23 protein-coding genes and 1 pseudogene are annotated in these 24,840 nt (G+C 73.3%); 10 read left to right on the plus strand and 14 right to left on the minus strand.

Annotated features, from left to right (window positions below; genetic code table 11):
• The first annotated feature begins 773 nt into the window (after positions 1–773).
• Positions 774–1,646 (plus strand): DUF5753 domain-containing protein, encoded by an 873-nt coding sequence (locus GEV28_RS30115; protein WP_291415843.1) that lies wholly within the window; start codon positions 774–776, stop codon positions 1,644–1,646.
• Between the two features lie 30 nt (positions 1,647–1,676).
• On the plus strand, positions 1,677–1,898 hold the full coding sequence (locus GEV28_RS30120; protein WP_291415844.1) for a DUF397 domain-containing protein: 222 nt from the start codon (positions 1,677–1,679) through the stop codon (positions 1,896–1,898).
• A gap of 361 nt (positions 1,899–2,259) precedes the next feature.
• Here the strand turns inward: GEV28_RS30120 and GEV28_RS30125 are convergent, their stop codons facing one another.
• From GEV28_RS30125 to GEV28_RS30140, 4 genes are all read right to left on the minus strand, one after another.
• The gene (locus tag GEV28_RS30125) at positions 2,260–6,321 is read right to left on the minus strand and encodes a TIGR02680 family protein (protein ID WP_291415845.1); all 4,062 of its coding nucleotides are present in this window, start codon (positions 6,319–6,321) and stop codon (positions 2,260–2,262) included.
• The gene (locus GEV28_RS30130; protein WP_291415846.1) at positions 6,318–7,532 is read right to left on the minus strand and encodes a TIGR02678 family protein; all 1,215 of its coding nucleotides are present in this window, start codon (positions 7,530–7,532) and stop codon (positions 6,318–6,320) included. The genes GEV28_RS30125 and GEV28_RS30130 overlap by 4 nt, the downstream gene beginning before the upstream one ends.
• Positions 7,533–7,881: 349 nt before the next feature.
• Positions 7,882–9,432, minus strand: coding sequence for a TIGR02677 family protein (locus tag GEV28_RS30135; protein ID WP_291415847.1), 1,551 nt, complete (start codon positions 9,430–9,432; stop codon positions 7,882–7,884).
• Between the two features lie 357 nt (positions 9,433–9,789).
• Positions 9,790–11,148 carry a PLP-dependent aminotransferase family protein gene (locus GEV28_RS30140; RefSeq protein ID WP_291415848.1) on the minus strand — a complete coding sequence of 453 codons (1,359 nt, stop codon included), beginning with the start codon at positions 11,146–11,148 and terminating at the stop codon, positions 9,790–9,792.
• Positions 11,149–11,194: 46 nt separating this feature from the next.
• On the opposite strand from GEV28_RS30140, the gene GEV28_RS30145 reads away from it, so the two are divergent.
• The 3 genes from GEV28_RS30145 to GEV28_RS30155 are packed head-to-tail and all read left to right on the plus strand — an operon-like array spanning position 11,195 to position 13,709.
• The gene (locus tag GEV28_RS30145; RefSeq protein ID WP_291415849.1) at positions 11,195–11,659 is read left to right on the plus strand and encodes a carboxymuconolactone decarboxylase family protein; all 465 of its coding nucleotides are present in this window, start codon (positions 11,195–11,197) and stop codon (positions 11,657–11,659) included.
• Complete coding sequence (locus GEV28_RS30150; RefSeq protein WP_291415850.1) at positions 11,656–12,396, plus strand: isocitrate lyase/phosphoenolpyruvate mutase family protein; 741 nt, start codon at positions 11,656–11,658, stop codon at positions 12,394–12,396. The genes GEV28_RS30145 and GEV28_RS30150 overlap by 4 nt, the downstream gene beginning before the upstream one ends.
• A 2-nt stretch (positions 12,397–12,398) precedes the next feature.
• Positions 12,399–13,709: an FAD-dependent oxidoreductase gene (locus GEV28_RS30155; RefSeq protein WP_291415851.1), complete on the plus strand. Its 1,311-nt coding sequence runs from the start codon at positions 12,399–12,401 to the stop codon at positions 13,707–13,709.
• Between the two features lie 139 nt (positions 13,710–13,848).
• Here GEV28_RS30155 and GEV28_RS30160 read toward each other — a convergent pair whose 3' ends face one another.
• From GEV28_RS30160 to GEV28_RS30170, 3 genes are all read right to left on the minus strand, one after another.
• On the minus strand, positions 13,849–14,799 hold the full coding sequence (locus GEV28_RS30160; protein WP_291415852.1) for a patatin-like phospholipase family protein: 951 nt from the start codon (positions 14,797–14,799) through the stop codon (positions 13,849–13,851).
• A complete protein-coding gene (locus GEV28_RS30165; RefSeq protein WP_291415853.1) occupies positions 14,796–15,839 on the minus strand; it encodes a zinc-binding dehydrogenase in 1,044 nt (347 codons plus the stop codon). The genes GEV28_RS30160 and GEV28_RS30165 overlap by 4 nt, the downstream gene beginning before the upstream one ends.
• An 83-nt stretch (positions 15,840–15,922) precedes the next feature.
• Complete coding sequence (locus tag GEV28_RS30170; RefSeq protein WP_291415854.1) at positions 15,923–16,486, minus strand: SDR family oxidoreductase; 564 nt, start codon at positions 16,484–16,486, stop codon at positions 15,923–15,925.
• Here GEV28_RS30170 and GEV28_RS30175 point away from each other — a divergent pair.
• A complete protein-coding gene (locus GEV28_RS30175) occupies positions 16,418–16,717 on the plus strand; it encodes a helix-turn-helix transcriptional regulator (RefSeq protein WP_291415855.1) in 300 nt (99 codons plus the stop codon). The two genes, GEV28_RS30170 and GEV28_RS30175, sit on opposite strands and share 69 nt — an antisense overlap.
• Here GEV28_RS30175 and GEV28_RS30180 read toward each other — a convergent pair.
• Positions 16,714–17,034, minus strand: coding sequence for a hypothetical protein (locus GEV28_RS30180; protein WP_291415856.1), 321 nt, complete (start codon positions 17,032–17,034; stop codon positions 16,714–16,716). The genes GEV28_RS30175 and GEV28_RS30180 overlap by 4 nt on opposite strands.
• Positions 17,035–17,074: 40 nt before the next feature.
• On the opposite strand from GEV28_RS30180, the gene GEV28_RS30185 reads away from it, so the two are divergent.
• A complete protein-coding gene (locus GEV28_RS30185) occupies positions 17,075–17,551 on the plus strand; it encodes a MarR family winged helix-turn-helix transcriptional regulator (protein ID WP_291415857.1) in 477 nt (158 codons plus the stop codon).
• Here GEV28_RS30185 and GEV28_RS30190 read toward each other — a convergent pair.
• Both GEV28_RS30190 and GEV28_RS30195 read right to left on the minus strand, forming a co-directional pair.
• Positions 17,523–18,281, minus strand: coding sequence for a hypothetical protein (locus tag GEV28_RS30190; RefSeq protein WP_291415858.1), 759 nt, complete (start codon positions 18,279–18,281; stop codon positions 17,523–17,525). The genes GEV28_RS30185 and GEV28_RS30190 overlap by 29 nt on opposite strands.
• A gap of 250 nt (positions 18,282–18,531) precedes the next feature.
• Positions 18,532–19,080: a TetR/AcrR family transcriptional regulator gene (locus GEV28_RS30195; RefSeq protein WP_291415859.1), complete on the minus strand. Its 549-nt coding sequence runs from the start codon at positions 19,078–19,080 to the stop codon at positions 18,532–18,534.
• 79 nt (positions 19,081–19,159) lie between these two features.
• Here GEV28_RS30195 and GEV28_RS30200 point away from each other — a divergent pair, with 79 nt between their 5' ends.
• Positions 19,160–19,621: a nuclear transport factor 2 family protein gene (locus GEV28_RS30200; protein WP_291415860.1), complete on the plus strand. Its 462-nt coding sequence runs from the start codon at positions 19,160–19,162 to the stop codon at positions 19,619–19,621.
• A 196-nt stretch (positions 19,622–19,817) separates the two neighbouring features.
• Here GEV28_RS30200 and GEV28_RS30205 read toward each other — a convergent pair whose 3' ends face one another.
• Complete coding sequence (locus GEV28_RS30205; protein WP_291415861.1) at positions 19,818–21,530, minus strand: dihydroxy-acid dehydratase; 1,713 nt, start codon at positions 21,528–21,530, stop codon at positions 19,818–19,820.
• Between the two features lie 33 nt (positions 21,531–21,563).
• Here GEV28_RS30205 and GEV28_RS30210 point away from each other — a divergent pair, with 33 nt between their 5' ends.
• Positions 21,564–22,592: an alcohol dehydrogenase catalytic domain-containing protein gene (locus GEV28_RS30210; RefSeq protein ID WP_291415862.1), complete on the plus strand. Its 1,029-nt coding sequence runs from the start codon at positions 21,564–21,566 to the stop codon at positions 22,590–22,592.
• 342 nt (positions 22,593–22,934) lie between these two features.
• On the opposite strand, the gene GEV28_RS30215 is transcribed toward GEV28_RS30210, so the two are convergent.
• Together GEV28_RS30215 and GEV28_RS30220 are read right to left on the minus strand one after the other, a co-directional pair.
• On the minus strand, positions 22,935–23,291 hold the full coding sequence (locus GEV28_RS30215; RefSeq protein WP_367115225.1) for a helix-turn-helix domain-containing protein: 357 nt from the start codon (positions 23,289–23,291) through the stop codon (positions 22,935–22,937).
• Between the two features lie 13 nt (positions 23,292–23,304).
• Entirely contained in the window at positions 23,305–24,024 is a 720-nt protein-coding gene (locus tag GEV28_RS30220; protein ID WP_291415863.1) for a serine/threonine protein phosphatase, read from the minus strand.
• A gap of 193 nt (positions 24,025–24,217) precedes the next feature.
• On the opposite strand from GEV28_RS30220, the gene GEV28_RS30225 reads away from it, so the two are divergent.
• On the plus strand, positions 24,218–24,511 hold the full coding sequence (locus GEV28_RS30225; RefSeq protein WP_291415864.1) for a hypothetical protein: 294 nt from the start codon (positions 24,218–24,220) through the stop codon (positions 24,509–24,511).
• A gap of 49 nt (positions 24,512–24,560) precedes the next feature.
• Here the strand turns inward: GEV28_RS30225 and GEV28_RS30230 are convergent.
• Positions 24,561–24,840: pseudogene (locus GEV28_RS30230) on the minus strand (ABC transporter permease); the annotation flags it as partial.

Genomic DNA, 24,840 nt, shown 5'->3' on the forward strand with positions numbered 1-24,840 from the left:
GGTCGAGCCGCTCGCGGTCGCCCTGTATCCATGGTTCGCTCGCACGCTCGCTCATGACTCCCCCTCGCAGGCTCGGTCGAGCCGCTCGCGGTCGCCCTGTATCCATGGTTCGCTCGCAAGCTCGCTCATGCCGCGTGCCTTCCCCGACGACGGGGAGAACCGGCAGGCGCGGGCTCCGAGGGAGCACAGTCCGCACCTGCCGGCGGGTCTTGGGGACCGGCAGACGTGGGCGCGTCTGGGGTACTCGTCGTTTCGCTACCCACGCCTACCGGTTGCTTGCGGTGACAGAACAGCCGGGCGAACCAGCTTGGCCGGCTAATCCGCTCGTCGAAGTCGCGCAGCGAGCGACGAGCCACCAGAACCGCGCGGCAGACCGAGCACTGACTGCTGGGGACACCGGCCATCGCGTCAAGGAAGCGGACGCCGCACATCGCGTCGTAGAAGCCGTCCCCTGCTTCCATGCCGGCCACGTGCGCCTCATCGGTGACGGCGTGCTCGGTGCCGTCCGACTGCGCGGTCACCCAGGAGAACCGAATACAGCCCGTAGTCATGCTCGTTGCTCCCTTCTCGGAGACCTGTGCGTGACCCATTGCTGGCGGGGTGTAGTGTCACGCTTTAATCCTGGCAGCTTGAGTCTGGTACGTCTAAGCTCGAATTGCAAGCTTAGCCTGCGCGCATCTGGGTGGTCTTTGCGCGATACGCTACGTAGCCAGGAGCGCGATGTCGGAGCTTCGGCAGCGCGCTCCCATGTTCAGAAGGGAATCGTCACAGCCATGGGAGCACCGGTCCGCACAGCTCGGAAGTGGCTGCTCGGCAAGGAGATCGAGCACATGATCTCCGTCGCGGGCACGAACCAGAAGGAGGCGGGCGCGATCATCGAGGCGGGTCCGTCTCGCATGACCGGCCTGATCAACGGCGTCGGCGTCATCTCGGTCGGCGACCTGGAAAAGCTCGCCAACCACCTTGGCTTCGGCGACCGTGGCTATCAGGCCGCGCTACTGGAGTTGCGACGCGACAACCACAAGCGTGGCTACTGGACCATGGGCTACAACCGCGCCTACAGCGAGGACACCCGACTTCTGATCGATCTTGAGAACCACGCCGACCGGATCCGCTACTGCGAGGTCGAGGTGATGCCGGGGCTGGTGCAGTGCGAGTCCTACGTCCGAGCGCTCCATGCCGACCTGCCAGACGAGGACGGCGTGACCCTGGACGACCGCGTGCAGGCCCGCCTGGCCCGCCAGCGGATCTACGACAAGGCAGACCCGCCGACCGTGCACTTCGTGCTGTCCGAGTCCTGTCTCCGTCGCGTCTGGGGCGATGAGGCTGTCATGCGCGAACAGCTCAACTATCTGATCAAGCTGTCCAACCGGCCGAACGTCATGGTTCAGGTGATGCCGTTCAACGCGCCGCCTGGCCGCAGGTCGCCGATCGGCACGCGGTTCATCCTGTTGCACATCCCGTCGCCCGGCGCTGCCGGGCCGCTCGAACTGGCTTACACCGAGGATGACACAGAGATACGCTACCTCGATGACAAGAAGGCCCTGGCCAAGCGCGAGCAAGCGTGGACGCGCATGTCCACGGCGGCACTGAGCTTCAAGGAGTCTCGGACGTTCATGCGCGAAGTAGCTCGCGATTTCCAGTAGAACCCGAAGTCCCCAAGGGAGTCCGCAGAGATGAGCAGTACCCGACCAACATTCACCGAGTCCGACTTTCACAAGGCCACCTTCAGTCAGCCAAACCAGAGCTGCGTAGAGGTTGCCCAGCAGTCCGGTTGGGCCGAGGTGCGTGACTCCAAGACGGCGTTCGGAGCGGCGAACGATCACCGCCTCGTTCTCACCGGCCTGGAAGCCACAACGTTCCTCAGCGTCGTCAAGACCGGCCGGCTCGACCGCTGAACGAGCCGAGACCGCCCCCGTCACCTTCGCGGAGACGGGGGCGGCCCTTCCGGCCGATGAGGTGTGAAGTCCTGCTGGTGCGCCACGCCGAAGCGCTGCAACATCGCCGGCATCTTCGCCGCCGACACCTGCGGCGGCCTCACCCAGACTGGTGCCCAGCAAGCCGCGCGCCTTGCCGACCGACTACGAGCCGAGCACCTCGCCGGCCAGCCCATCGTCCAGTTCTACACCAGCCCTCGTCTGCCGAGCCCCGCCAGACCGCCGACGCCGTGGCCGCCGCGGTCGGCACCGAGCCGCTACCCTGCCCCGACCTCCGCCGGATGGCCACCACTGTGGCGGCCCTCGCCGTGCGGTATGCGCGTTAGTCCTGTTCGGTGAGGGTGTTGCCGGTCCAGATCGCGTGGGTGCAGGCGATGCCGCGGCCGCCTTTGGGGCGTAGCACGTCGTAGATGTGCATTCGCGGGATCTTCTCCGACAGGCCCCAGCCGCTGGGCCAGGTGATGATCCAGTCCATGTCCAGGTCCACGAGCAGTCCGAGCATGCGGGCGATCGTCGGTTCGTCGAGGCGCTCGAACGCCTCGTCCAGCAGCACCAGGCGCGCCGGTGGGCGCTCGGCGCCGCTGCCGACCGCGTCGTAGAACGCCGACGCCGCGGCGAACAGGGTCACGTAGGAGATGAGCCGGGTCTCGCCGGAGGACAGCTGGCGCATCCGCCGCGTCCGGGGTGCGCCGTCGGGGCCGTCGTCGCGGACGCGGACGGTGAAGCGGTACCACGAGCGGTAGTCCAGTGCCCGGCCGAGCACCTCCGCGTAGTCGCCGGAATGGCCGTCGCGCTCGGCGGTGATGCGGTTGGTGAGTGCCGTGCGGAGCCGCTCGTCCTCGCCGGGGCCGCGCTTGGCGAACGGGGTGCGGATCAGCGACATGGCCTCGCGCATGGCGTCGTCGAGGTCGGGCGCCGGCTGCCAGTCGAGCTGGACGTGTACGCCCTGGCTCGACCGGGCGACGTCCAGCGTCTCGTTCATGCGCCGGCAGAGGTCGTCGGCGACCGCGATCTGCGCGGCCAGCTTCTCGGCGAGGTCCCGGAGCATGAACGCGTCGAAGATCGACTGGTACTCCTCGGACAGCAGGTCCCGCTGCGTGCCGAGGCGGCCGGCCACCTCACGGGCCGCGACCGCGACCGGCTGCGGTCCGTGCGCGCCGGTGACGGTGACCGTGAGGATGTCCGCCGACCGCTGCGCCACGACGTCGTGGCTCCCGGCCAGCGCGGTCTGCAACGCCTGCAGGGTGGCGAGTACCGCGTCCTCGCCGACCGCCTCGCGTGGCGCGGCGCTCATTGCCGCGTACGCCTCCGCCGGATCGTCGGGCATCGCCACGTCGACCGCCGCCGACCACACGCCGTCGGTGGCCAGCGCGGCCCGGAACCGTTGCCGGGCAACGGTCTCCTTCTCGGCCAGCTCGTCGATCCTGGCCTCGCGCGTGTCGATCTGGGTCTGCGTCTTGCCGGCCTTGACCCGCGCGTCGGTGGCCTGCTGCCGCGCGCCCGGCAGCCGCTGGCGCACCCCGGCGCGTTCCTCCTCGGCCGCGGCCAGGTCGCGTTCGAGCTGCTCGGCGGCGCCGCCGATGGCCCGCACCCGCTCGTCGTAGCCCGCCGACTCGTTGGCGAAGTCGAGGCACGCGCGTTCGGCGCCCGCCGACACCTCGGCCAGCTCCTCGGCCGCCCTGGCGTGGTTGGCGACGGCCTTCGCGAGCGTGTCGACCGCGCCCGCGCAGCGCCGGGTGAGCGACGTGACGAGCTGGTCGGCGGCGGTGCGCGCGTCGAGCGCGGAGCTTCTGGCCCGCTGCAACGAGTCCACGGCCGCGTCGAGGCCGGCCGCGCGCGCGTCGGCGATGAGCGCGTCCTGCCTCGACCGGTGCCGGTCGGCGGCCGCCGTGTGCGCCTCGCGACCCGCGATGGCCCGGCCGGCCGCGTCGTCGGCCGCCCCGGTGGCGCCGCGCAGCGTGACGTGCGCGGTGAGCAGCGCGCGGTCGTCGGGATGGTCGTCGATGTGCCGCTCCCAGGCGGCGGCGTGCTCGCGGGCGGTGGCGAGCGCCGCGTCGGCCAGGTCGCGCTCGCCGGTGAGCCGGCTTGCGGTCTCGGCCAGCTCGGCGATCCGCCGCTCGCGGGCGGACTCCCGGGCGCCGGCCCCGACGAACTCCGCCGCCGGCTTGGTCATCGCACCCGCCAGGACCCCGGCCCGCCACCGGCCGTCGGTCGACACGGCGAGCCCCGGGCCTTCGCCGAGCGCCACCCGGTCGAGCAGCCGGGCCACGACCTCGGGTGGCACGGGGGAGTCCGGCGGCACGGCCGGCACCAGCACGGCGCTCAACGTGGGTCCGGCGGGCGCCGCCGAGTCGGCGATGGCGGTCAGCTCGGCGGCCGCGGCGTCGGCGAGGGTGCCGTCGGCGGTGACCCACGCGGTGAGCAGGCCGGAGGACTCCAGCGCCGCCTCGCAGCCCGCGCGGGCCGCGGTGTCCACATCGGACGCGAAGTCGACCAGCCGGTAGAAGGCCGCACCCGTGGCCGGATCCCGCTGCGCCGTGGCGAACGCCGGCCGGTCCGGGTGAGTGTCCACACCGGAGCGCAGGGCGGTGAGCTCGCCGGTGGCGGCGGCGAGCCGGCGATCGATGTCGTCGACGAGGTGCTTGGTGCGGCCGACCTCGGCGTGCAGCGCGGGCAGCCGGCCGCGCAGCCAGGCGTGCGCCCGCTCGGTGGCGTGCCGCGCGGCGTCCTGGTCGGCGACGAGCGCGGCGGGCGATGGCGGCGCGATCTCGGCGGTCTCCTCGGTGCGCGGGATGCCCGCGGCCCACCTGGTGACCTTGTCGTGCCACGTGTGCGCGACGTCGTCGAGCTGCTGGGCGGACTCGTTGCGCCGGCCGGCGGCCTCGGTGGCCACGAGCTGCGCGGCCCGCGCCTGCTGCTGGCGGCGGCCGAGGTCGTCGCGTTCGGCGGCCAGCTCACGCGCGCGTTCCAGCAGCGACAACGTGATCGCGCAGCGCTCACCCAGCTCGCGCGCGCCGCGCGTGGCCTGCCCGGCGGCCGCCCGCAACGCCGCGTGCAGCGCATCGGGATCGAGCGCGGGCGGGACCCGCCGGGTGACCTCGACCGGCGCGGCCTCGGGGTCGAGCGTGGCGCGCCCGGTCTCGTGCACCTCGGTGGCCGCCAGCGCGGGCAGCTCCGGCACGGTCGGGCACAGCGCCGGGTCGAGGCCGGCCGCACGCGTCCGGTCGCGGATGGTGGCGGCCAGCTCGGTGGCCTGCGCGGTGTCGTCGGCGAAGCGGAGCTGCTCGGCGAGCACCGAGTCGACGAGCTGCTCGGTGTGCTCGCGCTGGGTGCGCAGCTGGCGCAGCGCGCTGACCGCGGCCTGCCGGGCGGCCGAGACGACCCGCTTGCGGTCGGCGAGGTCGCGGACGCTGTCGTAGAGCGGGCTGGACTTGAGGTCGTCGATGCGGCCCTCCAGGGTGATCTCCCGCTCCGCCAGCTGCGCGACCTCGGTCTCGGACTTCTCGGCGGCGGCCTCCTCGTCCCGCAGCCGGGTGACGAGCTTGGTGATCTCCGTGCGCGCGGCCGCCAGCTCCTTGGCCGCGTCGCCGCCGCGGCGGCCCGCGGTGCGCAGCGCGCCGTAGGCGTAGCCCGCGTAGCCGGTGAGGAACCGGCCCAGCGCGGTGTCCGCGGCAGCGAGCGCGCGGATGTTGTCCCGGATCGACTCCAGGTCCTCGAAGGACTGCGCGAGCTGCTCGACGACCGCGGGGTCCAACGGTGGCAGCGAGTCGGCCAGGATCTGCTCCAGCTGGCCCTCCAGGACCTTGAGCCCGACGTCCGGGTTGCGCAGTGTCCTTTGTAGATGGAGCAGGTCGGCGTAGCGGGCGGCCGGGATGCCGTAGACCAGCTCGGAGATCTTGGCGCGGAACGGTTCCTCGTCGTGCAGGCAGTCCGCGCCCAGGAGGTCGCGCAGCGCGGTGGCGCCGACCGGGGTGCCGTCGGCGACGAGCTCGAAGTCGTGGCCGACGCGTGCCTCGGTGACGAACCGCCAGGAGTCGTTGATCTGCTGGGAGGTCGCGGAGGCCTTGATGCCGATGCCGGAGGTGAGGTACTCCACCCGGCCGTCGACCTCGCGGCGCAGCTCCAGCCAGGCGTAGCCGATCCGGTTGGGCCCGCCCGCGTAGTCGTCGAGCATGAGCCTGCGCATGCTGACCGTGTCGTAGCCCTTGGAGCCGATCTGGTGCAGGTCGCCGTCCAGGCACAGCGGCGCCAGCAGCTCCAGCGTGCGGGACTTGCCGGACCCGTTGGTGCCCTGGAAGATCGCGCGGCCGCCGGAGAGGTCGAACTCCTCGACCGAGTACTGCCAGACGTTGACGACTCCGCCGCGATGCAGCCGCCACCTCATGAGCTTCCCCCCTCGTCATCGAACAGCGACCAGCCGGGAACGAACGGTTCCTGGTCGGGCTCGTCGGTGATGTCGCTGCCGGGCTCCCCGCCCTGGTGCCGCGGGGTGGCGTCGGGCTCGGGCTGCCAACGGTGCGCTGCCGGGCTGATCAGCCAGTGATCATCGGCCTGCCGGGCGAGGCCGAGGGCGACCAGCAGGTGCAGCACGTCGTCCACCAGCCGCGGCACGCTGGCCACGACCTGCTTCGACCACGCCGTCGGGTAGGCCTCGACCAGCTCGGTGCAGGCCTCGGCGACCCGCTCGGTGGTGGTCGGCACCCAGCCGCCCTCGGCCGGGCCGGCGGCGAGGAGCCGCGGCAGCGCCAGCAGCGCGATCCGGGACACCGTCGACTGGCCCGGGAACGCGATGTCGGTGAGGTAGTCCTCCGGGTCGGTGACCGCGATGCCCTCCAGCCGCGACTCGGTCGCGAGGCCGAAGCAGCGCTCCAGCAGCCGCGACTCCGACCGCGCGCGACGGCGCAGCCAGGTGCCCTCCTCCTCGGTGAGGTCGGCGTAGTGGGTGACCGGGTGCTCGACGAGCCGGCGGCGCAGCGTGTGCTCGACGCCGCGCGGCCCGGGCCGCACCGCGAGCGTGACCAGCTCGGTGGCCGACCCCGCGGAGCCGATCGGACCGGTGACGAGCTGGCCGAGGAGCGACGTGTCGACGGTGAGCAGGGCCTCGTCCTCGGTGACCGTTCCCTCTGTCTCGGTGATGACGCCGAGCGAGACGAGGTGGCGCAACGCGGACGCGATGGCCCGCAGGTCGCCGAGGTCGTCGGTGACCTCGATGCCGGCCTGGGTGGCGGCCGAGCGGATGTCGGTGACGAGACGGGACAGCAGCGTCTGCCGGCCGACCGTGGTGAGCGCGGCCAGCGACAGCGCGAGGTAGGCGTAGCCGCGCGGGGTCAGCGACGGCTCGCCGCGGGTGGGGTCGTTGCCGGGGCCGGCCTTGTAGAGCCGGGCGAAGCGGCGCTCGACGACGAGCCGGTAGCCGAGGACGCCCGCGAAGAGCTCGGTGAGCGTGGCGCGGTGCCGGTGGACGAGGGGGAGGAGCTCGGCCTCCGGGCCGCCGGTGCGCAGGAGCGGGCGGCGCAGCAGCACCCGGGCACAGCGCACGACGTCGGCCTGGTCGATCTCCCCGAGCCGGTCGAGGACGTCAGCACTCTGTGACATTGGCTCGCTCTGTGGCATTGGCTCGCTTCGCTCGCCGGTGAGTGGGCCTTCACCCGGTGTCTTCCCTCCTGCGCTGCTCACTCACTCGTCCCTCGCTCGCTGCGCTGCTCGTCAGTCCAGACACCGGCGGCCCACTGTGCTGGATCGGCTCGCTCCGCTCGCGGTTCGTGGGCCTTCACCCGGTGTCTTCCCTCCTGCGCTGCTCACTCACTCGTGCCTCGCTCGCTGCGCTGCTCGTCAGTCCAGACACCGGCGGCCCACTCATGGGCTCGTGACACTGGCTCGCTCCGTGGCATTGGCTCGTTCCGCTTGCGGTCGGGCTGTGGCATGGGTTCGGTCGCGCGCTCGCTCAACGGGACACCTCGACCGCTGTGTCTTGGAGCTCGAGCACGCCGCCGTGGGTGTGGATCTTCTGGGTGCGGCCGGCCTCGGGGCGGATCGTGAGCTTGAGGCCGCCGACCGGGTCGCCGGACTCGCCGGAGTCGGTGGCGCGCTCGCGCTGGGCCATGGCGTCGGTGAGCAGGCCGCAGAGGGTGCCGAGCGCGCCGGGGGACAGGGTGACCTGGTCGAGCCGGCCCTGAGCGGCGACCAGCTCGGCGAGTGCGTCGGCGTGCCGGGCGTCGGCGTAGCGGGCCTCGGCGAGGAGCTGCTCGCGGCCGAGCGGGTCGTCGAGGATGCGGGACGTGCGGCCGCGCGCGCCGCGGTCGCCCCGGCCGCGGACGCTGACCGTGATGTCGAGTACCGGGCCGTCGGCCCACGGGGTGCGCTCGTCGTCGCCGTCGTGCTCCGGCGCCGGAAGGAGGTTGCGCGAGGGGTAGAGGCCGAACGCGGCGGCGGCGAGGGTGTGCGCCTGGTCGGGCGTGGCTTCGTCGAACCACTTGGCGAGCCGCAGGAGCTCCGCGCGCCTGCCCGGCTCGGGGCCGCCGCCGGAGGTGGCGCGCTTGACCGTGGCGAGGAGGGTGCCGATGGCGCGGGCGGTGGCCTCGCGCAGCGCGGTGACCTGGCTGGGGCGTCCTGGCCTGTCGACGAACCAGTCGGTGAGCTCGGTCCAGTCCTCGGCGCGGCGGCCGCGGGCGCGCTCGATGTCGGCGCCGAGCGAGCCCGCGGGGGTGAGGAGCGCCAGGAGCTGGCGGACGGCGCCGCCGAACTCGGCGCGGGTGAGCACCCGGGCGATGGTGGGGGTGTAGCGCAGGACGTCCTCGACGACCATCTGGATGTACTCGACGAGCAGGTTGCGGAAGCCGGAGATCTCGTCGGCCATGAGGTGGTAGCGGGTGACGACCTGGCCGAGGTAGGCGTAGAAGTCGCGGACGGTGGCGGCGAGCTCGCCGTGCTGGAGGAACAGGGTGGTGACCTGCTCGGCGAGCCGCTCCACCGCGCGTTGGGTGGCCTTCGACCCGGGGTCGCGGCCGTGCTCGAGGCTGGCCTTGGCGAGTCGTTCCAGCAGCTCGTCGAGGCCGGTCGAGATGGCGGGGAGGAGCTCGCGGGAGACCTCGCGGGCGCCCTCGGCGACGCGGAGCAGCTCGTCGACCGAGCGCTGGACGCGGACGCCGAGCTTGCTGACCTGGTAGCGGACGCTGCCGTGCTGGAACTCGGCGATGCTCGACGCGACGACCTCGCGGCGGCCCGGGACGAGGTTGCCCCACTCGACGAGCTGCTTGAGCCGCGCGATGACCGTCTCGACCCGCGACTCGCCCGCGGCGACCTCGCCCTTGCGCTCGGCGCGCGCGATGGCCGCGGAGACCTCCCCCGCGGAGAGGTCGGCGAGCAGCGTCGAGGCGAAGAGCCGCATGATCGCCAGGTAGGTGCGCCGGTGCTCGCGCGCATCCAGGTAGGCATACAACTTGAGCCGGCGCGCCGCATCCACCGCTCGATCAGGCTCGGGCGCATCCGTAGACATGGAACGGCACCCTACCCGCGCCTACTGACAGCGGCCGCCGGTGCGCGCAGCGGTCGGGAGGTTGTCCACAGTTGGCGAGGTTGTCCACAGCTACCGCGCCACCAACCTTTCCCCGCCCCATCCCCGATAGACTTGACCCAATCGGGGTGCCCCCGGAGAGGGTGGGGGCTGCCATCCGAGGTTCGCGTTCGCGCGCGAGCGTGAACCCCCCAGAACCCCGCGAGTCCCCCGTTCCTGACCCGCGTGTCCCCGGTTCCGGACCCGCGAGCTCGCGGTTGGGGTCCTCGGCTCGCGGGTCTCGAGTGTTGGACTCGCGGGTCGCGAACGTTGGACTCGCGACTTTGCGGGCCAACGGTTTCAGGTCAGCTCACCCAGCATCGACAGGAACGCGCGGAGGGCGCCGGTGAAGGCGTTCTTGGCCGCGGCGCCGTAGCCGACGACGATGCCGCCCGGCTCCTCGACCGCACGCATCCACATCGGGCTCAGGCGTTCCAGCGCGATCGAGTGGCGGCGGGCCGCCGCCGGGAGCCCGGCCTCCACCGACGACGGCAGGCGCAGCACCAGGTGCAGGCCGGCCGAGATTCCTTCCGGGGTCAGGTGCGAGGGCAGCGCGGCCACCAGCCGGTCGCGGCGGTCGCGGTACTCGAGCCGGCAGCGGCGGACGTGGCGGTCGTAGGCACCCGAGCTGATGAGGTCGGCCAGCACCAGCTGCGGCAGCAGCGGCGGCTGCGCGCCGACGGCGGTCAGCGCGGCCAGCACCGGATCCACGAGGGAACGGGGCAGCACCAGCCAGGCCAGCCGCAGCGACGGGGCCAGGCTCTTGCTCGCCGTGCCCGCGTAGATCACTCGTTCGGGTGCCAGCGCCTGGAGCGCGCCGACCTGCTGGCGGTCGTAGCGGAACTCGCCGTCGTAGTCGTCCTCGATGACCACTGCGCCCGAACCGGCCAGCGCCGTGCGCCGGGCCGGGGCCATCGTCACGCCCAGCGGGAACTGGTGCGCGGGCGTCACCACCACCGCCGGACTGTCCAGTTCGGACACGACGAGACCCGACGCGTCCACCGGCACGCCCACGACCCGTTGCCCCGCCGCGGAAGCGACGGTCCGGAACCGGCCGATCGATGGGTCCTCGAACGCCGTCTCGGTGATCCCCACCTCGCGCAGTGCTCGGCCCAGCACGCCGATCGCGTGGTTGAACCCGGAGCAGACGATGATCCGCGCGGGGTCGGCCAGCACCCCGCGAGCCCGCCCGAGGTAGGCCGAGAGCGTCGCCCGCAGCACGTTCGAGCCGCGCACCTCTCCGTAGTCGAACACCTGGTTGGGCGCGTGCGACAGCACCCGACGGGTGGCGGCGAGCCACAAGTCGCGCGGGAACAGCGACGGGTCGGGTCGGCCGGGTCGGAACGTCCACCGGTACGCCGGCTCCGTGGCCGGCACCGGCGCGGGCAGCGGTGACGCCCCGGCCGTGGCCACCCGGGTCGGCGCACCCTGCGCGGTCCGCAGGTAGCCCTCCGCAGCGAGGTCGGCGTACACCCTGGTCACCGTGCCGCGGGCGACGTCGAGATCGTGCGCGAGCGCGCGGGTCGACGGCACCACCGCCCCCGGCTGCCAGCGACCGTCGCGGATCGCCGCGCGGACCGCGGCGGCCAGGCCGGCGCGCCCGGAGCCGGGCGTCCAGTCCAGGTGCGCGTCGACCGAACTGGACCACGATTCCGCCATGTGGCTGGACCATACCCGTGGGCAGGTCGAGGTTAGCGTTGATGTCATGACCGACCGAATCAACATCATCGAAGCGCTGCCGGACCTGTACCAGTCGATGAGGTCCTGGGCCGACGACGTCGCGAAGGCCGCCGCGAACGCCGGCGTCGACAGGCTCCTCGTCGAGCTGGTCAAGATCCGCGCGTCGCAGATCAACGGCTGCGCGTTCTGCCTCGACATGCACAACGCCGACGCGGTCAAGCTCGGCGAGAACCCGCGCCGCCTGTTCGTCCTCGACGCCTGGCGCGAGACGGAGCTGTTCACCGATCAGGAGCGCGCCGCGCTCGAGCTCACCGAGCACGTCACCCGGCTCTCGCAGACCCAGGGCGTCCCCGACGACGTCTACGAGCGCGCCACCGCCGCGTTCACCGAGGACCAGTACAGCGCGGTCCTCTGGATGATCCTGGTGATCAACTCCTGGAACCGCATCGCCGTTCCGAGCCACACGAAGCTCCCGCGGCGGGCGAAGTGACCGCCGCCCGGCTGCGTGCCCTGCACGTCCCCGGCGACCCGCTGCTGCTGCCCAACGTGTGGGACGCGGCCTCCGCACGCCTCGTCGAGGCGGCCGGGTTCCCCGTCGTGGCAACGGGTTCCGCCGCGGTGGCCGAGTCGCTCGGCCATCCGGACCACCAGGGTGCGCCGCCGGGCGAGATGTTCGCCGCCGCGGCACGGATCGCCCGCGCGGTGTCCGTGCCGGTGACCGTCGACGTCGAGAGCGGCTACGACCTGCCCGCCGGCGAGCTCGCCGAGCGGCTCGCCGAGGCCGGCGCGGTCGGCTGCAACATCGAGGACACCGACCACGGGGCCGGGGGCCTCGCGGACACCTCGGAGCAGGCCGACCGCGTCGCGGCACTGCGCGACGCCGCGCCGGAGCTCGTGATCAACGCCAGGGTCGACGTGTTCCTGCGGGCCGCCGACCAGCGCGCGGTCCTCGACGAGGGGATCGAGCGGGCCAGGGCCTACCTCGCGGCCGGCGCGGACTGCGTCTACCCGATCCTGATCCGGGAGACCGATGTGCTCACCGGGTTCGTGGACGCGGTGCGCCCGGCCCCGGTGAACGCGATCTACCTGCCCGCGGGTCCGGACCTCCAGACGCTCGGCGCGCTCGGCGTCGCCAGGATCTCGCTCGGCCCCGGACTGTGGCGACACATCCAACAACTCCTGGAGAAGTCGTTGCGCCGGTTGGCCTCCGGCGTGGCACCGTACTGAGCATGGTCCGGATCGTCACCAGGATTGTCGTCGTCGGCGGCGGGTTCGCCGGTTTCCACGCCGCAAAGGCGTTGCGCAAGGCCATGCCGCACGACCCGAACACGGAGATCGTGCTCGTCAACCGAACCGACTACTTCCTCTACCTGCCGTTGCTGCCGGAAGTCGCGGCCGCGGTCATCGACCCCCGGCGGGTCACCGTCTCGCTGCCCGCGGCCCTGCCCGGGGTGCGGCTCGCGCAGGGCGATGTCACCGCGGTGTCGCTGGAGGAGCGCACGATCACCTACACCGATCCGGAGGGCGGCGAGCGCGAGCTGGGCTACGACCGGCTCGTCCTCGCCGCGGGCAGCGTGAACAAGCTGCTTCCGATCCCCGGCGTCGCCGAGCACGCGCACGGTTTCCGCGGCGTGGCGGAGGCGCTCTACCTGCGCGACCACGTGATCCGGCAGGTCGAGCTCGCCGCGGCCACCGACGACCCGGCCGAGCGCGACGCCCGGTGCACCTTCGTCGTCGTGGGCGCCGGCTACACCGGCACCGAGGTCGCCGCACAGGGCCCGCTGTTCACCGAGGCGATCATGCGCCGGCACCACGAGCTGCGCGGACAGCGGATGCGCTGGCTGCTGCTCGACATCGCACCCCGCGTGCTGCCCGAGCTGAGCCCGCGGCTCGGGCGCGCCGCCGACCGGGTGCTGCGGCACCGCCGCGTCGAGGTCCTGATGGGGACGTCGGTGCGCGAGGCCACCCACGAGGGCGTCGAGCTCACCAACGGCGACGTCGTCGCGTCCCGGACGCTCGTGTGGTGCGTCGGGGTGCGGCCGGACCCGCTGGTCGCCGCGTCCGGGCTGGAGACCACCAAGGGTCGGCTGGTGGTCGAGCCGACGCTGGTGGTGCCCGGCCACCCGGAGGTGTTCGCGTGCGGCGACGCGGCCGCCGTGCCGGACCTCACCCGGCCCGGCGAGATCACCGCGATGACCGCGCAGCACGCCCAGCGCCAGGGCGTGCTCGCCGGCCACAACGTCGCCGCCTCGTTGGGACACGGGAAGACCCGCCGCTACAAGCACCACGACCTCGGCTTCGTCGTCGACCTCGGCGGCAAGCAGGCGGCGGCGAACCCGCTGCGGATCCCGCTGTCCGGCTTCGTCGCCAAGGCCGTGACCCGCGCGTACCACCTGCTGGCGATGCCCGGCAACCGCGTGCGCACCGCGATCGACTGGCTCCTCGACGCGACGCTGGGCCGCCAGACCGTCCAGCTGGGCCTGGTCCGCTCGGCCGCCGTTCCGCTGGCCACGAGGTCCGCGGCAGAGAAGGACGACTGAACACTCACGCCAGAACCCGCGAGTCCAACGTTCCGGACCCGCGAGTCCAACGCCCAGGACCCGCGAGTCCAACGCTTCGGACCCCCGGTCGATGCGGCGGTGCCGCGGACGCGGCGCGATCGCGGTCCTGACCGGCTGATCAGCAGGGCGGTCTCGGCGAGACACCCGCCGGGGCCAGCGCGTCGAGGGTCCGCCGGTGCGCGGCGGCGGCCGCGGCACGCAGCCGGTCCCTGTCGCGTTCCAGGCGGGACGGCTCCGGCGCGTCCGGCGACGGAGCCACGGCCAGCAGGTACGGCGGTCCGGACCCGGAGTCCGCCGCCTCGTGCACCGTGCCGAGCATCGCCGCGGCCTCCGCGTTGCGGCGGCGGTAGGCCGTCACGAGGTTCGGGTTCAACGCGCGCAGCCGCCGCTCCACGAGCCGGTCGCCGAGCCCGCCACCGGCCGGCGCGACGCGGCCGCGGGCCCGGCTCAGCAGCACTAGGACATGGGTCGCGCCCGCCTCCAGCGCGGTCGGCACGGGCACCGGCTCCACCAGGCCGCCGTCGAGCCAGCGCCGGTCGCGGAAGACCACCGGCCGGCCGCCGATCCACGGCAGCCGGCTCGTGGCCAGCAGCGCGGCCCGCAGCTCGTCCAGTGTGGACATTCCGGTGAGCACGCCGCGGGACGCCGTGCCGACGTCGGTCGCCACGCAGTGCAGCTCGATGTCGCTGGCCAGGGCCCGGGCGTGCCGGCCGGCGTCGAGGTGGTCGGAGCTGTAGTCGAGGGTGAACTCCACGTCCACCGCGGGCCGGCCGAACAGCAGCCGCAGCGGGTTGATGAACTCGCGGCCCGCGAACCCTTCCGCGTACTCGCGCGCGCACCCACCCGCCACGCCCGCCAGGAGCGCCGCCCCGTTCAGCGCGCCCGCCGACGTGCCGACCACGAGGTCGAAGCAGGGCGACAGCCCCAGGTCCTCAATCGCCGCGGTCATTGCCGACGACACCACGCCGCGCATCCCGCCGCCCTCGACGACCAGCGCCAGCCGGCTCCCGTCCGCACGCGAGCCCGCCGCGGCCCGGGTCGACAGCAGCGACACGACCGGATGGGTCACGGGACCAGGATGATCCGGATCGGGTTCCCCGTCTTGTCGGCCAGCCGCGCCACCGCGTCGGCCGCCTCCGCGAGCGGCATGGTCGCGGAGATCGACCGGCTCAGGTCCAGCCGGCCGAACCGGGCCAGCTCGATCAGCTGCTCCACAGCGCCCGGCCCCGACCCGTAGGAGCCCATGATCTGCTGGCCGCGGAAGCTCAGCCCGATCGAGTCCTTGAGCGCCAATGGTTCCGGCGTGAGCCCGACGAGCACGAGCCGCCCGCCGATGCCCAGGCAGCGCGCCGCCTGCTCGCGCACCGCGCCGACGCCCGCCATGTCGTAGGCGACGTCGAGGCCCGCGTCGCCGGTGAGCGCCAGCACCTGCTCCCGCAGGTCCGGCGCGGCGGGGTCGAGGCTTGCGTCCGCACCGAACTCCAGCGCCCGCTCGCGGGCCGCCGGCAGCGGGTCGACGGCGATGATCGGCGCCGCGCCGACCAGCCGCAGCAGCTGCACCGCGTGCGCGCCCAGGCCGCCGACGCCCCACACCCCGGCCGGCCGTCCCGGGGCCGCCGCCTTGCCGGGCATGGCGACCGCGCCCCACGGCGTGGACACCGCGTCCGGCACGATCGCCGCCTGCTCGAACGGCAGCTCATCCGGGATCGCGACCAGCGTGTGGTGGCTGGCCAGCGCGTACTCCGCCCACCCGCCGTCGTAGTCGACGCCTCGGGTCCGCACGGCCACGCAGGGCTGGCGGGACCGCACGCAGTTGGGGCAGCGCCCGCAGTGCTCGCCGGCCTGCAGCACGACCCGCTGCCCGACCTGCCACGGCGCCAGCACCCCCGGCCCGAGCACGTCGATCTCGCCGGCGACCTCGTGGCCGAGGGTCACCTCGTCGCCGTCGAGGAAGGGCGGAGTGAGGCTGCCGTCGATCAGGTGCACGTCGGACAGGCACACACCGGCCGCGCGCACCCGGATCCGCACCTGGCCGGGGCCCGGCTCGGGTACGGGCACCTCGCGGACCGTGAACTTGCGGGTCGAGATCTCCAGCCGTCCGGCGAGCATCGTGGCGTCCTCCTGAGTCGTGGCCCAGGCCAACCTTGCCACGGGTGCGGCACGCGCCCATCGGCGAAGTCACCGGTCGCCGATCAGCCCGCCCGTCCCCTGGCGAACGGCGGCATGCCGGCGACCAGCCCGCCGTCGACCGGGATCGTCGCGCCGGTGAGGAAGCCCGCGTCCGCGCCGCACAGCCACACCGCGGCCGCCGCGATCTCCGCCGGCCGGCCGAGCCGGTGCACGGGCACCCCGGCCGCGACCTTCGCGAGACCCTCGGGGCCGGCCCGGTCGAGCTGTTCGGTGTGGATCGGGCCGGGGGCGAGCGCGTTGACCCGGACGCCGCTCGCCGCGTAGTCCAGCGCCGCCACCCGGGTCAGGCCGACGACGGCGAACTTCGCCGACGCGTACCCGGCGAGCCCGGCGACCGGGTGCAGCGCCGCGGTCGAGGCCATGTTCACGATCGAGCCGCCTCCGCCGCGCAGCATCGCCGGGATCTCGTACTTCATCGACAGGAACACCCCGCGCTGGCTGACCGCGAACGCGCTGTCGTAGTCCTCGACCGGCACGTCGGCGAGCGGCATCGGGAGGTGCCCGCCGCCCGCGGCGTTGTTGACCGCGAAGTCGAGCCGGCCGTACGCGCGGAGCGTCTGCTCCACCAGCCGGGCCGCTCGGGCTCGGGCTCGGGCGAGCCGGCCGCGCTGGCGTCGCTGACCCCGCAGGAGCTGCGGATCGCGATGGCCGTGGGGGAGGGGGCCACCAACCGTGAGGTGGCCGCGCAGCTGTTCCTGAGCCCGCGGACGGTGGACTACCACCTGCGGAAGGTGTTCAAGAAGGTCGGGATCAGCTCGCGGGCGGAGCTGATCCGGCTCTTCACCGCCATGCCTTAAGGGTGACGGTGCAGGAGCTCGTAGTGCTGGGAGTGCTCCTCGTGGTGGGAGAGCAGGGCGCGCGCCTCCTTCGGGACCACGGCCGCGGTCGGGTCCTGGCCGGCGAACTCCTCGACCGCGGGCCAGCCGTCGAAGGTCATGACGGTGAGGAACTCGGTGTCGCCGTCGGCGTCGGGGCGGCGGAACACGCTCAGGTCGCGCAGACCGCGGATGCGGCGACGCATGATCGCCGGGGCGATCGTGCCGTTCACCAGGTGCTCGTAGGCGTCGGCCGCCTCCGGGGTCGCGGTCCAGCCGCGCCAGGTTCGCAGAATCATGATGACAGCATACTGGCAAAATAACAGTATGCTGTCATCTATGACGGACGTCGAGGCCTACCGGTTGCTGATCGCCGACGTGTACGAGCTCGCCGGGACCTCCCGGCGCACCAGCGAGAAGCTCGCCGGCGAGGCCGGCCAGACCGCCGCGCGCTGGCACGTCCTCAGCGTCCTGTCCGACGGCCCGCGCACCGTCCCCGGCGCCGCGCGCCGGCTCGGGCTCGCGCCGCAGAGCGTCCAGCGGGTCGTCGCCGACCTGCTGGCGAGTGGGCACGTCGAGGCCACGCCGAACCCCGACCACGTTCGATCACCGTTGATCGGGCTCACCGAGGACGGTCGCGAGACGGTCGGCGACCTGTTCGCGCGCTCGGAGCACAGCCGCGCCGCGGTCCTCGAGCGCGCCGGGGTCTCGGGAAAGCGCTTGCGCCAAGCGAGAGAGGCGATCCGCGCGCTCGTCGACGCGCTGCGCGGCGACGATCCAACACCGCTCAGTCGCGTCGAGTCGCGCCCGCGCTGACGTACTCGAGGCCGAACCGGCCGCCCTGGCCGGTGATCGTCACCGAGCGCACCGCGGCGGCGATCATCAGCAGAACGCCGAGGTTCTCGCCGAGCTCCTCCATGTGCAGGACCAGCACGTAGATCGGCCCGCTCTCGCCCTCGGCGACGAGCAGGCCCTGGACGGCCTCCATCCCCATGGCCGAGCCGAGCAGCAGGACGACGCCGCCGATCATGCACCAGCGGGCGAGGCCGGACAGGCGCGCCGCGAGCAGCCCGAGCGCGCCCGCCACGAGCACGCCCGCGATGATCCCGGGGACGAGCCAGTAGCCGGGGAAGCGCTCGAAGTGGACCCACTGCCGGCCGATCCGCTCCAGCCGCTCGTGCAGCGAGGTGTGGTCGTCGAGCGAGAGCACGCCGAGCATCCCGGCGCTGACGAACCACGTCCACGCGCCACGCACCCGCCGCCCGGTCGCGAGCGCGCCGGCGGTGGCATGGCACACCGCGGCGATCACCAGCAGACCCACACTCCACCAGGTCGGCAGGTTGCCCTCGGAGAACACGTCGAGGTAGACCCGGATCTCGCCGCGCCCGGTGGTGAGCGGGTGGTCGATGAGCGCCGGCACCGCCATGCTGGCCACGTTGAGCGCGACGGTCACGCCGAGCACCCACCAACCGAGCTTGCGCCATCGGACGACCCGCGACCGGTCGATGGTCACCGTACGGTCGAGATCCTCAACGCTGGCCACCATGCCGGCCTCCTTGTGAACGTCAGGCGGCGAGCAGACTAAGGCATGGTGAACCGGACCCACGTGAAAGGGGATGAAAGCGGCAGCTGGCGCGGGTCGGCTCAGCCGGCGCGGTTCGGCTCGCCGACGCCACCTCGGATCCAGGGCAGGTTGACCTCGCGGAAGGCGATCGAGCGGTGCGAGTGGCGTTGCTCGCCGTGTTCTCGTCGACCTCGACCAGCGCGTATTTCGGGTGGTTCGGCAACTCCGCGCCTTACCGGTCGAGCAGTGCGGCGACCGCCGCCTTCGCCTGGTGCGCGGGTGCGGGGGAGCCGGAGATCGCGGCGATCGTCATCGCGCCTTCGGCCAGCAGCATCACGTGGTCGGCGAGCGCGGCGGGCCGGCCGGCGTCGGCGACCAGGGTCGCCAGGTACCGGTGCACCGCGTCCTTGTGCTCGCGCGCGAGGACGGCCACCGCGGGGGAGGTGGCGCCCAGCTCGCCGAAGCAGTTGACCCACGCGCAGCCCCGGTAGGTCGGCTCGCCGAACCACTCGTGCAGCCAGTCGAACACCGCGAGGATCCGCTCGTCCGGGTCGTCGCGGCGGGAGACGTGTGCCGCGAGCCGGTCGCGCCAGCGGATGTCGCGGCGTCGCAGGAACGCGGTGACCAGCCGCTCCTTGTTGGGGAACAGCTGGTAGAGCCGCTTGAGCGACACGCCCGCCGCGTCCCGGACGTCGGCCATGCCCACCGCGTGGATGCCGCGGCCGTAGAACAGCGCCTCGGCCGCGTCCAGGGCGCGTGCCTCGGCGACCTCGACCTCCATGTCCAGCCCCTTGACTCGGAGAATGACAGTTCTCTACGGTACCAGAGAACCGTCGTTCTCCTCGTCGCGAAGGACTGCCATGATCGAGAGCCGCCCGCCGCTGCCGCCGTTCACCCGGGAGACCGCGCTGAAGAAGGTGCAGGCCGCCGAGGACGCGTGGAACACCCGCGACCCAGCGCGCGTCGCGGGGGCGTACACAGTGGACTCGGTGTGGCGCAACAGGGACACGTTCGTCGCCGGCCGCGACGAGATCGTCTCCTTCCTCACCCGGAAGTGGGAGCGCGAGCTGGACTACGCGCTGCGCAAGAACCTCTGGGCGTTCGACGGCAACCGGATCGGCGTGCGGTTCCAGTACGAGTGCCACGACGCCGACGGCCGGTGGTACCGCAGCTACGGCAACGAGCTGTGGCAGTTCGACGCGAACGGGCTGATGGAGCGGCGCGAGGCCAGCATCAACGACCTGCCCATCGAGGAGTCCGACCGGCGCATCTTCGGTCCGCGACCGGAGTCCGAGCACGGCGTGGAGTTCCCCCTCCGATAAGGCGGAGCCCCGGCAACGTCGCGAGTCCAACGTTCGCGACCCGCGAGTCCAACACTCGCGACCCGACAACCACACCAAACCCACCCGCAGCCCCGAACTGAGCGGCTCCGAACGTTGGACTCGCGGGTCCGGAACGTTGGACTCGCGGGTCCTGGGCGTTGGACTCGCGGGTTCCCGACGTTGGACTCGCGGGTCGTCAGTGGGACTCGCGGGCCACGGCGTGGCCGCTGGCACCGACGAGGAAGTCCAGGTCGGCGCCGGTGTCCGCGCCGGTCACCGTGTTCACGTAGAGCTGTTCCCAACCCCGCCGCGGCCGGGCGAGCGCCTCGGTCATCGCCGGCGCGGGCTCGCGGGCGGCCAGCTCCGCGTCCGGGAGATCGACGGTGAGGGACCGGCCGGGGACGTCCAGGGTGATCCGGTCGCCCGTCCGGACCTTCGCGAGCGGGCCACCCGCCGCGGCCTCCGGGGCGACGTGCAGCACCACCGTCCCGTACGCGGTGCCGCTCATCCGGCCGTCGCACACGCGGACCATGTCGCGCACGCCCGCGCGCAGAAGCTTCCGCGGCAGCGGCAGGTTCGCCACCTCCGGCATGCCCGGGTAGCCGCGCGGGCCGCAGCCACGCAGCACGAGCACCGAGTCCGCGTCGACGTCGAGATCCGGGTCGTCGACGCGGGCGTGCAGGTCCTCGACCGAGTCGAACACGACCGCCCGGCCGCGGTGGGTGAGCAGGTGCGCGGACGCGGCGGCGGGCTTGATGATCGCGCCGTTCGGGGCCAGGTTGCCGCGCAGCACGGCGATCCCCGCGTCGGGCCGCAGCGGCGCGCCGCGGGTGTGGATCACCTCCGGGTCCCAGATCGGCGCGTCGCCCAGGTGGGACGCGAGCGGGCGGCCGGTCACGGTGATCGCGTCCTGGTCGAGCAGGTCGACCACTTGGCCCAGCACGGCGTGCAGACCGCCGGCGCGGTGCAGGTCCTCCATGAGGAACCGGCCCGCCGGCTGCAGGTCGACGAGCAGCGGCACGTCCGCGCCGATCCGGTCGAAGTCGTCGAGCGAGAGCGGGACGCCGAGCCGGCCGGCGATCGCGAGCAGGTGCACGACCGCGTTGGTCGACCCGCCGAGCGCGGCCAGCGCGACGATCGCGTTGCGGAACGAGCCCGCGGTGAGCACCTCGCTCGGCCGGCGCTCGGCGGCGATCATGTCGACGACCAGCCGGCCGGTCTCGTGCGCGCGGGCGAGCAGCCTGCTGTCCGCGGCGGGCGTGCCGGAGGTGCCGGGCAGGGTCGTGCCGAGCGCCTCGGCCAGCAGGCCCATGGTGGACGCGGTGCCCATCGTGTTGCAGTGCCCGCGACTGCGGATCATCGACGCCTCGGACTCGAGGAACGCCTCCGCCGACAGCGTGCCTGCCCGGACCTCCTCGGACAGCCGCCACACGTCGGTGCCGCAGCCGAGCGGGGTGCCGCGGAAGGTGCCGGTGAGCATCGGACCGCCGGGCACGACGACCGCGGGCAGGTCGACCGACGCGGCCGCCATCAGCAGCGACGGGATCGTCTTGTCGCAGCCGCCGAGCAGCACGACGCCGTCGATCGGGTTGGCCCGCAGCATCTCCTCGGTGGCCATCGCGGCCATGTTGCGCCAGAGCATCGCGGTCGGCCGCACGTTCGTCTCGCCGAGCGAGACCACCGGGAGGTTGAGCGGCACGCCGCCCGCGTCCCAGACGCCCTGCCGGACGCTGTCGGCGACCTCGTTCAGGTGGCTGTTGCACGGGGTGAGGTCGGAGGCGGTGTTGGCGATGGCGACCTGCGGTCGGCCGGCGAACGCGTCGTTCGGCGCGCCGCGGCGCATCCAGGCCCGGTGGATGTAGGAGTTGCGGTCCTGGCCGCCGTACCAGGCCTCACTGCGGAGCGGCATCGTCCATCCTTCCGTTCTACTATCCGGAAGATCATGGTCAACGCTACCGTTCGCGCGTTCGTCATCACCGGTCCCGGGCGGGCCGAGGTGCGTTCCGTGCCGGCGCCCGTCGCCGGGCCGGGCGAGGTCGTCGTGGACGTCGAGCGGGCCGGCGTGTGCGGCACGGACGCCGAGTTCTTCACCGGCGACATGTCCTACCTGCACACCGGTCAGGCGGCCTACCCGATGCGGATCGGGCACGAGTGGGCCGGCGTGGTCGGCGCGGTCGGGTCCGGTGTGGACACCGGGTGGGTCGGCCGCCGGGTCACCGGCGACACGATGCTCGGCTGCGGCCACTGCGTGCGCTGCCTCGGCGGCCGGCAGCACCTGTGCGCCGACCGGTACGAGATCGGCATCCGCAACGGCTGGCCGGGCGCGCTCGCCGCCCAGCTCCCGGTGCCGGCCCGCGCCCTGCACGCGCTGCCGCCGTCGGTGGACGCGGTGTCGGGCGCGCTGGTCGAGCCGGGCGCGAACGCGGTCCGCGCGGTCCGGGCCGCCGCGCTGTCCCCCGGCGACCGGCTGCTTGTGCTCGGCCCGGGGACGATCGGCCTGCTGTGCGCCCGGTTCGCCGCGGCCGGCGGGGCCGAGGTGCACCTGCTCGGCCGGGCCGCCGCGTCCCTGGACTTCGCGCGGTCACTGGGTTTCGCGTCGGCCTGGACCGCGTCGACGTTGCCCCCGCTGCCGTTCGACGCGGTGATCGACGCCTCCGGCGCCCCGACCCTGCCGGCCCGCGCGGTCGAGCTGGTCGAGCCGGGCCGGCGGGTGGTGTACATCGGCATCGCGGGCGAGCCGAGCCCGGTCGACAGCCGCGAACTGGTGTTCAAGGACGTCACGGCGGTCGGCGTACTGAGCGGCTCCGGCGGCATCGAGGGCGCGATCGAGCGCTACGCCTCGGGCGCGGTCGACCCTCGCCCCTTGGTCGCGGCGACCGTCGGTTTGGACGAGGTGGCCGACGTGCTGGCCGGCCGCCGCCACCCGGGGTGGGGCCTGGCCCCGAAGATCCACGTCGACCCGCGCCGCTAGCGCTCTGTGCCGCGCCCACCGCCGGGCGGCTCGCGTAGGCCCGTCGCGGAAGGGGCCCGGCGCGGTGTGCCGCAGGTACTCCCACATGCCGTACACCTCGACCGCGAACGCGGTCCCGGCCGCCGGCGATGCCGTCCGCCACCCTCGGCATCCTCGGGTTGTCCTTGTGCCAACAGGACATGCGCCAGGTTCCAACGGGCGGAGGCCAGCCGGACGGGATCATCGGCGGTCTCAGCGGCGGCAACGCCACGGTCGGCCGCCAGCAGCGCCAGGTCGATCCGTCCCACTCGCTTGGCCACCGTGCGCACCAAGCCGTACAGGTCAACTGCGCGGCGTTGGGCTTCACGGCTGGCGCCCGGCCCGTCGGCGCCGGTCGTACGCTGGAGCCGCCCGACCCTGGTGATCAGGGTTGGGAGTTGGCGGCCGAGCCGGCTGTAGTGCTGTCGCGAGCGCCTCTCCGAGGAGACTGGACACCGGCACCCGCAGCACGCGTGCCAACCGCACAACAACTGGCAGCGTCGGCAATTTCCTGCCGTGTTCGATTTGGTGCAGGTAGTCGGTGGTGATGCCGCTCAGCCCCGCCACCACGGCTTGCGTCTGGCGGTTGGCTTGTCGGGCGAAGCGCACGCGCTCTCCGAGTTCCGGTGGCGGTCGCGCGGCGGCGCGCTGGGCAACGTGCCGGCAATGGCTCATCCTCATCAGGGGCTTGGTGTCACGCCGCGACGGGCAGCAACGGTTGCGGGCCGGTCGGGGGGAGGAAGGCGTTGTCGACCACCACGGCGGTGGCGTTGTCGGTGCCGCCCGCCGCCCTGGCCGCCTCGACCAGGGCGGTCGCCGGGTCGCGGGCGTAGCGGATGATCTCGGTCATCGTCGGGTGGGGCAGGGATTTGTGGACGCCGTCGCTCGTCAGCAGCAGGCGGGTCGGGATCGCCAGCGACGCCAGGCCGAACCTCGTCGGCTGGGCGGTGCGGACGCTCGTCAGGACCTGGTGCTCCATCGACGGAGCGACGGCGGTGCCGCGGTCGCGGAAGTACTGGGCCACGGTGTGGTCGGTGGTCAGCTGGCGCAGGGCCAGGCCGTCCCACGAGTAGGCCCGGACGTCGCCCACCCAGGCGATCCGGTAGCCGAGGCCGAACGGCTGCGCGACCACGAGGACGCAGTCACCCGCCGACGGGTCCGCGTGCACCGCGGCCCGGGCGGCCACCAGCGCGGCCGACGGGCCGTCGGCGACCGGGACGGTCACCGCGGCGGTCGCGGCCAGCAAGGCGGCGGTCGCGGCGGCGGCGTTGTCACCGACACCGTCGGCCAGCGCGACCACCAGGCCGCCCGTGACGGCGTCGAAGTGTGAGGCGACGGCGTCGGCGTTGACCGAGCGGGTGCCCAGGAAGCCGGCTGTGTGCCAGGTGCTGAACATGGTGGGCCGGGCGTCCATCGCGCCACCTCCCGGAGGTCGGTACTTCGAGCGTGCGCCCGCTACCTGTGGGTTTGCTGTGGGCCGCTTGAGCTACACCTGAGGGTCACCGGGTCACTCGACAGGGGGTCGTGGAGCGGCGTTCGGTTTGGTGGTCCAATGTGGAGGGAACACGCCGCAACCGATCGAACGCTTCAAAGGAGAGGCTTGGGTCATGGCAGTTCAGGACGCGACGCCGGACATCCGACCGAGGGCCGGACACGATCTGCTGACGGGCATCGAGAACGTGCTGCCGAGACTCGACGGGCCCGCCCCGCCGGACCTGGCCGACGACCTGATGACCGCCCTCGTGCGCTGCGCCGCCTGCGGTGACATCTCCCGCGTTCGCGAGCAGGCCGACGCCGTCCGCCGCGCCACCGCCCTCCTGCGGACCGGCGAGCCCGAGAAGGCCGGCCCGGTCCTGACGCAGGCCCGCGCCGCTCTCCGCACCTTCGCCCCGCTGCGCTGAGGGGCCCTCGGAGCCCGCGGCGACGAGGCCGCGGGCTCCGACCCCCGGCTCATTCGTCGGCCAGCGGTTCCGCGCGGACCCGCTTCAACGCCGGCGTGCACACCGACGCCGCCAGCAGGGCGACCAGCGCGCCCAGGGCGACCGGCGCCGCGAGCCACGGGCTGAACGTCGGCACGCTCGCCGACACCAGGCCGAACAGGCCCACGCCGACCGCGGTGCCGAGCGCGCCCGCGCCGATCGTCGCGACCAGCGCCGGCAGCGCCGCCTCCGCCCGCAGCGCGCGGGCCAGCGTGCGCACCGGCGTGCCCGCGGCCATCAGCGCGCCGAAC

Source organism: Actinophytocola sp., from assembly GCF_009379765.1.
In the GTDB taxonomy this organism is placed as follows: domain Bacteria; phylum Actinomycetota; class Actinomycetes; order Mycobacteriales; family Pseudonocardiaceae; genus Actinophytocola.

Bases quoted from the DNA above. Each gene is read 5' to 3' on its own strand.
- GEV28_RS30115 (WP_291415843.1), top strand. From the start codon at position 774: ATGGGAGCACCGGTCCGCACAGCTCGGAAGTGGCTGCTCGGCAAGGAG.
- GEV28_RS30120 (WP_291415844.1), top strand. From the start codon at position 1,677: ATGAGCAGTACCCGACCAACATTCACCGAGTCCGACTTTCACAAGGCC.
- GEV28_RS30125 (WP_291415845.1), bottom strand. From the start codon at position 6,321: ATGAGGTGGCGGCTGCATCGCGGCGGAGTCGTCAACGTCTGGCAGTAC.
- GEV28_RS30130 (WP_291415846.1), bottom strand. From the start codon at position 7,532: ATGTCACAGAGTGCTGACGTCCTCGACCGGCTCGGGGAGATCGACCAG.
- GEV28_RS30135 (WP_291415847.1), bottom strand. From the start codon at position 9,432: ATGTCTACGGATGCGCCCGAGCCTGATCGAGCGGTGGATGCGGCGCGC.
- GEV28_RS30140 (WP_291415848.1), bottom strand. From the start codon at position 11,148: ATGGCGGAATCGTGGTCCAGTTCGGTCGACGCGCACCTGGACTGGACG.
- GEV28_RS30145 (WP_291415849.1), top strand. From the start codon at position 11,195: ATGACCGACCGAATCAACATCATCGAAGCGCTGCCGGACCTGTACCAG.
- GEV28_RS30155 (WP_291415851.1), top strand. From the start codon at position 12,399: ATGGTCCGGATCGTCACCAGGATTGTCGTCGTCGGCGGCGGGTTCGCC.
- GEV28_RS30165 (WP_291415853.1), bottom strand. From the start codon at position 15,839: ATGCTCGCCGGACGGCTGGAGATCTCGACCCGCAAGTTCACGGTCCGC.
- GEV28_RS30180 (WP_291415856.1), bottom strand. From the start codon at position 17,034: ATGATTCTGCGAACCTGGCGCGGCTGGACCGCGACCCCGGAGGCGGCC.
- GEV28_RS30185 (WP_291415857.1), top strand. From the start codon at position 17,075: ATGACGGACGTCGAGGCCTACCGGTTGCTGATCGCCGACGTGTACGAG.
- GEV28_RS30190 (WP_291415858.1), bottom strand. From the start codon at position 18,281: ATGGTGGCCAGCGTTGAGGATCTCGACCGTACGGTGACCATCGACCGG.
- GEV28_RS30195 (WP_291415859.1), bottom strand. From the start codon at position 19,080: ATGGAGGTCGAGGTCGCCGAGGCACGCGCCCTGGACGCGGCCGAGGCG.
- GEV28_RS30200 (WP_291415860.1), top strand. From the start codon at position 19,160: ATGATCGAGAGCCGCCCGCCGCTGCCGCCGTTCACCCGGGAGACCGCG.
- GEV28_RS30205 (WP_291415861.1), bottom strand. From the start codon at position 21,530: ATGCCGCTCCGCAGTGAGGCCTGGTACGGCGGCCAGGACCGCAACTCC.
- GEV28_RS30210 (WP_291415862.1), top strand. From the start codon at position 21,564: ATGGTCAACGCTACCGTTCGCGCGTTCGTCATCACCGGTCCCGGGCGG.
- GEV28_RS30215 (WP_367115225.1), bottom strand. From the start codon at position 23,291: ATGAGGATGAGCCATTGCCGGCACGTTGCCCAGCGCGCCGCCGCGCGA.
- GEV28_RS30220 (WP_291415863.1), bottom strand. From the start codon at position 24,024: ATGGACGCCCGGCCCACCATGTTCAGCACCTGGCACACAGCCGGCTTC.
- GEV28_RS30225 (WP_291415864.1), top strand. From the start codon at position 24,218: ATGGCAGTTCAGGACGCGACGCCGGACATCCGACCGAGGGCCGGACAC.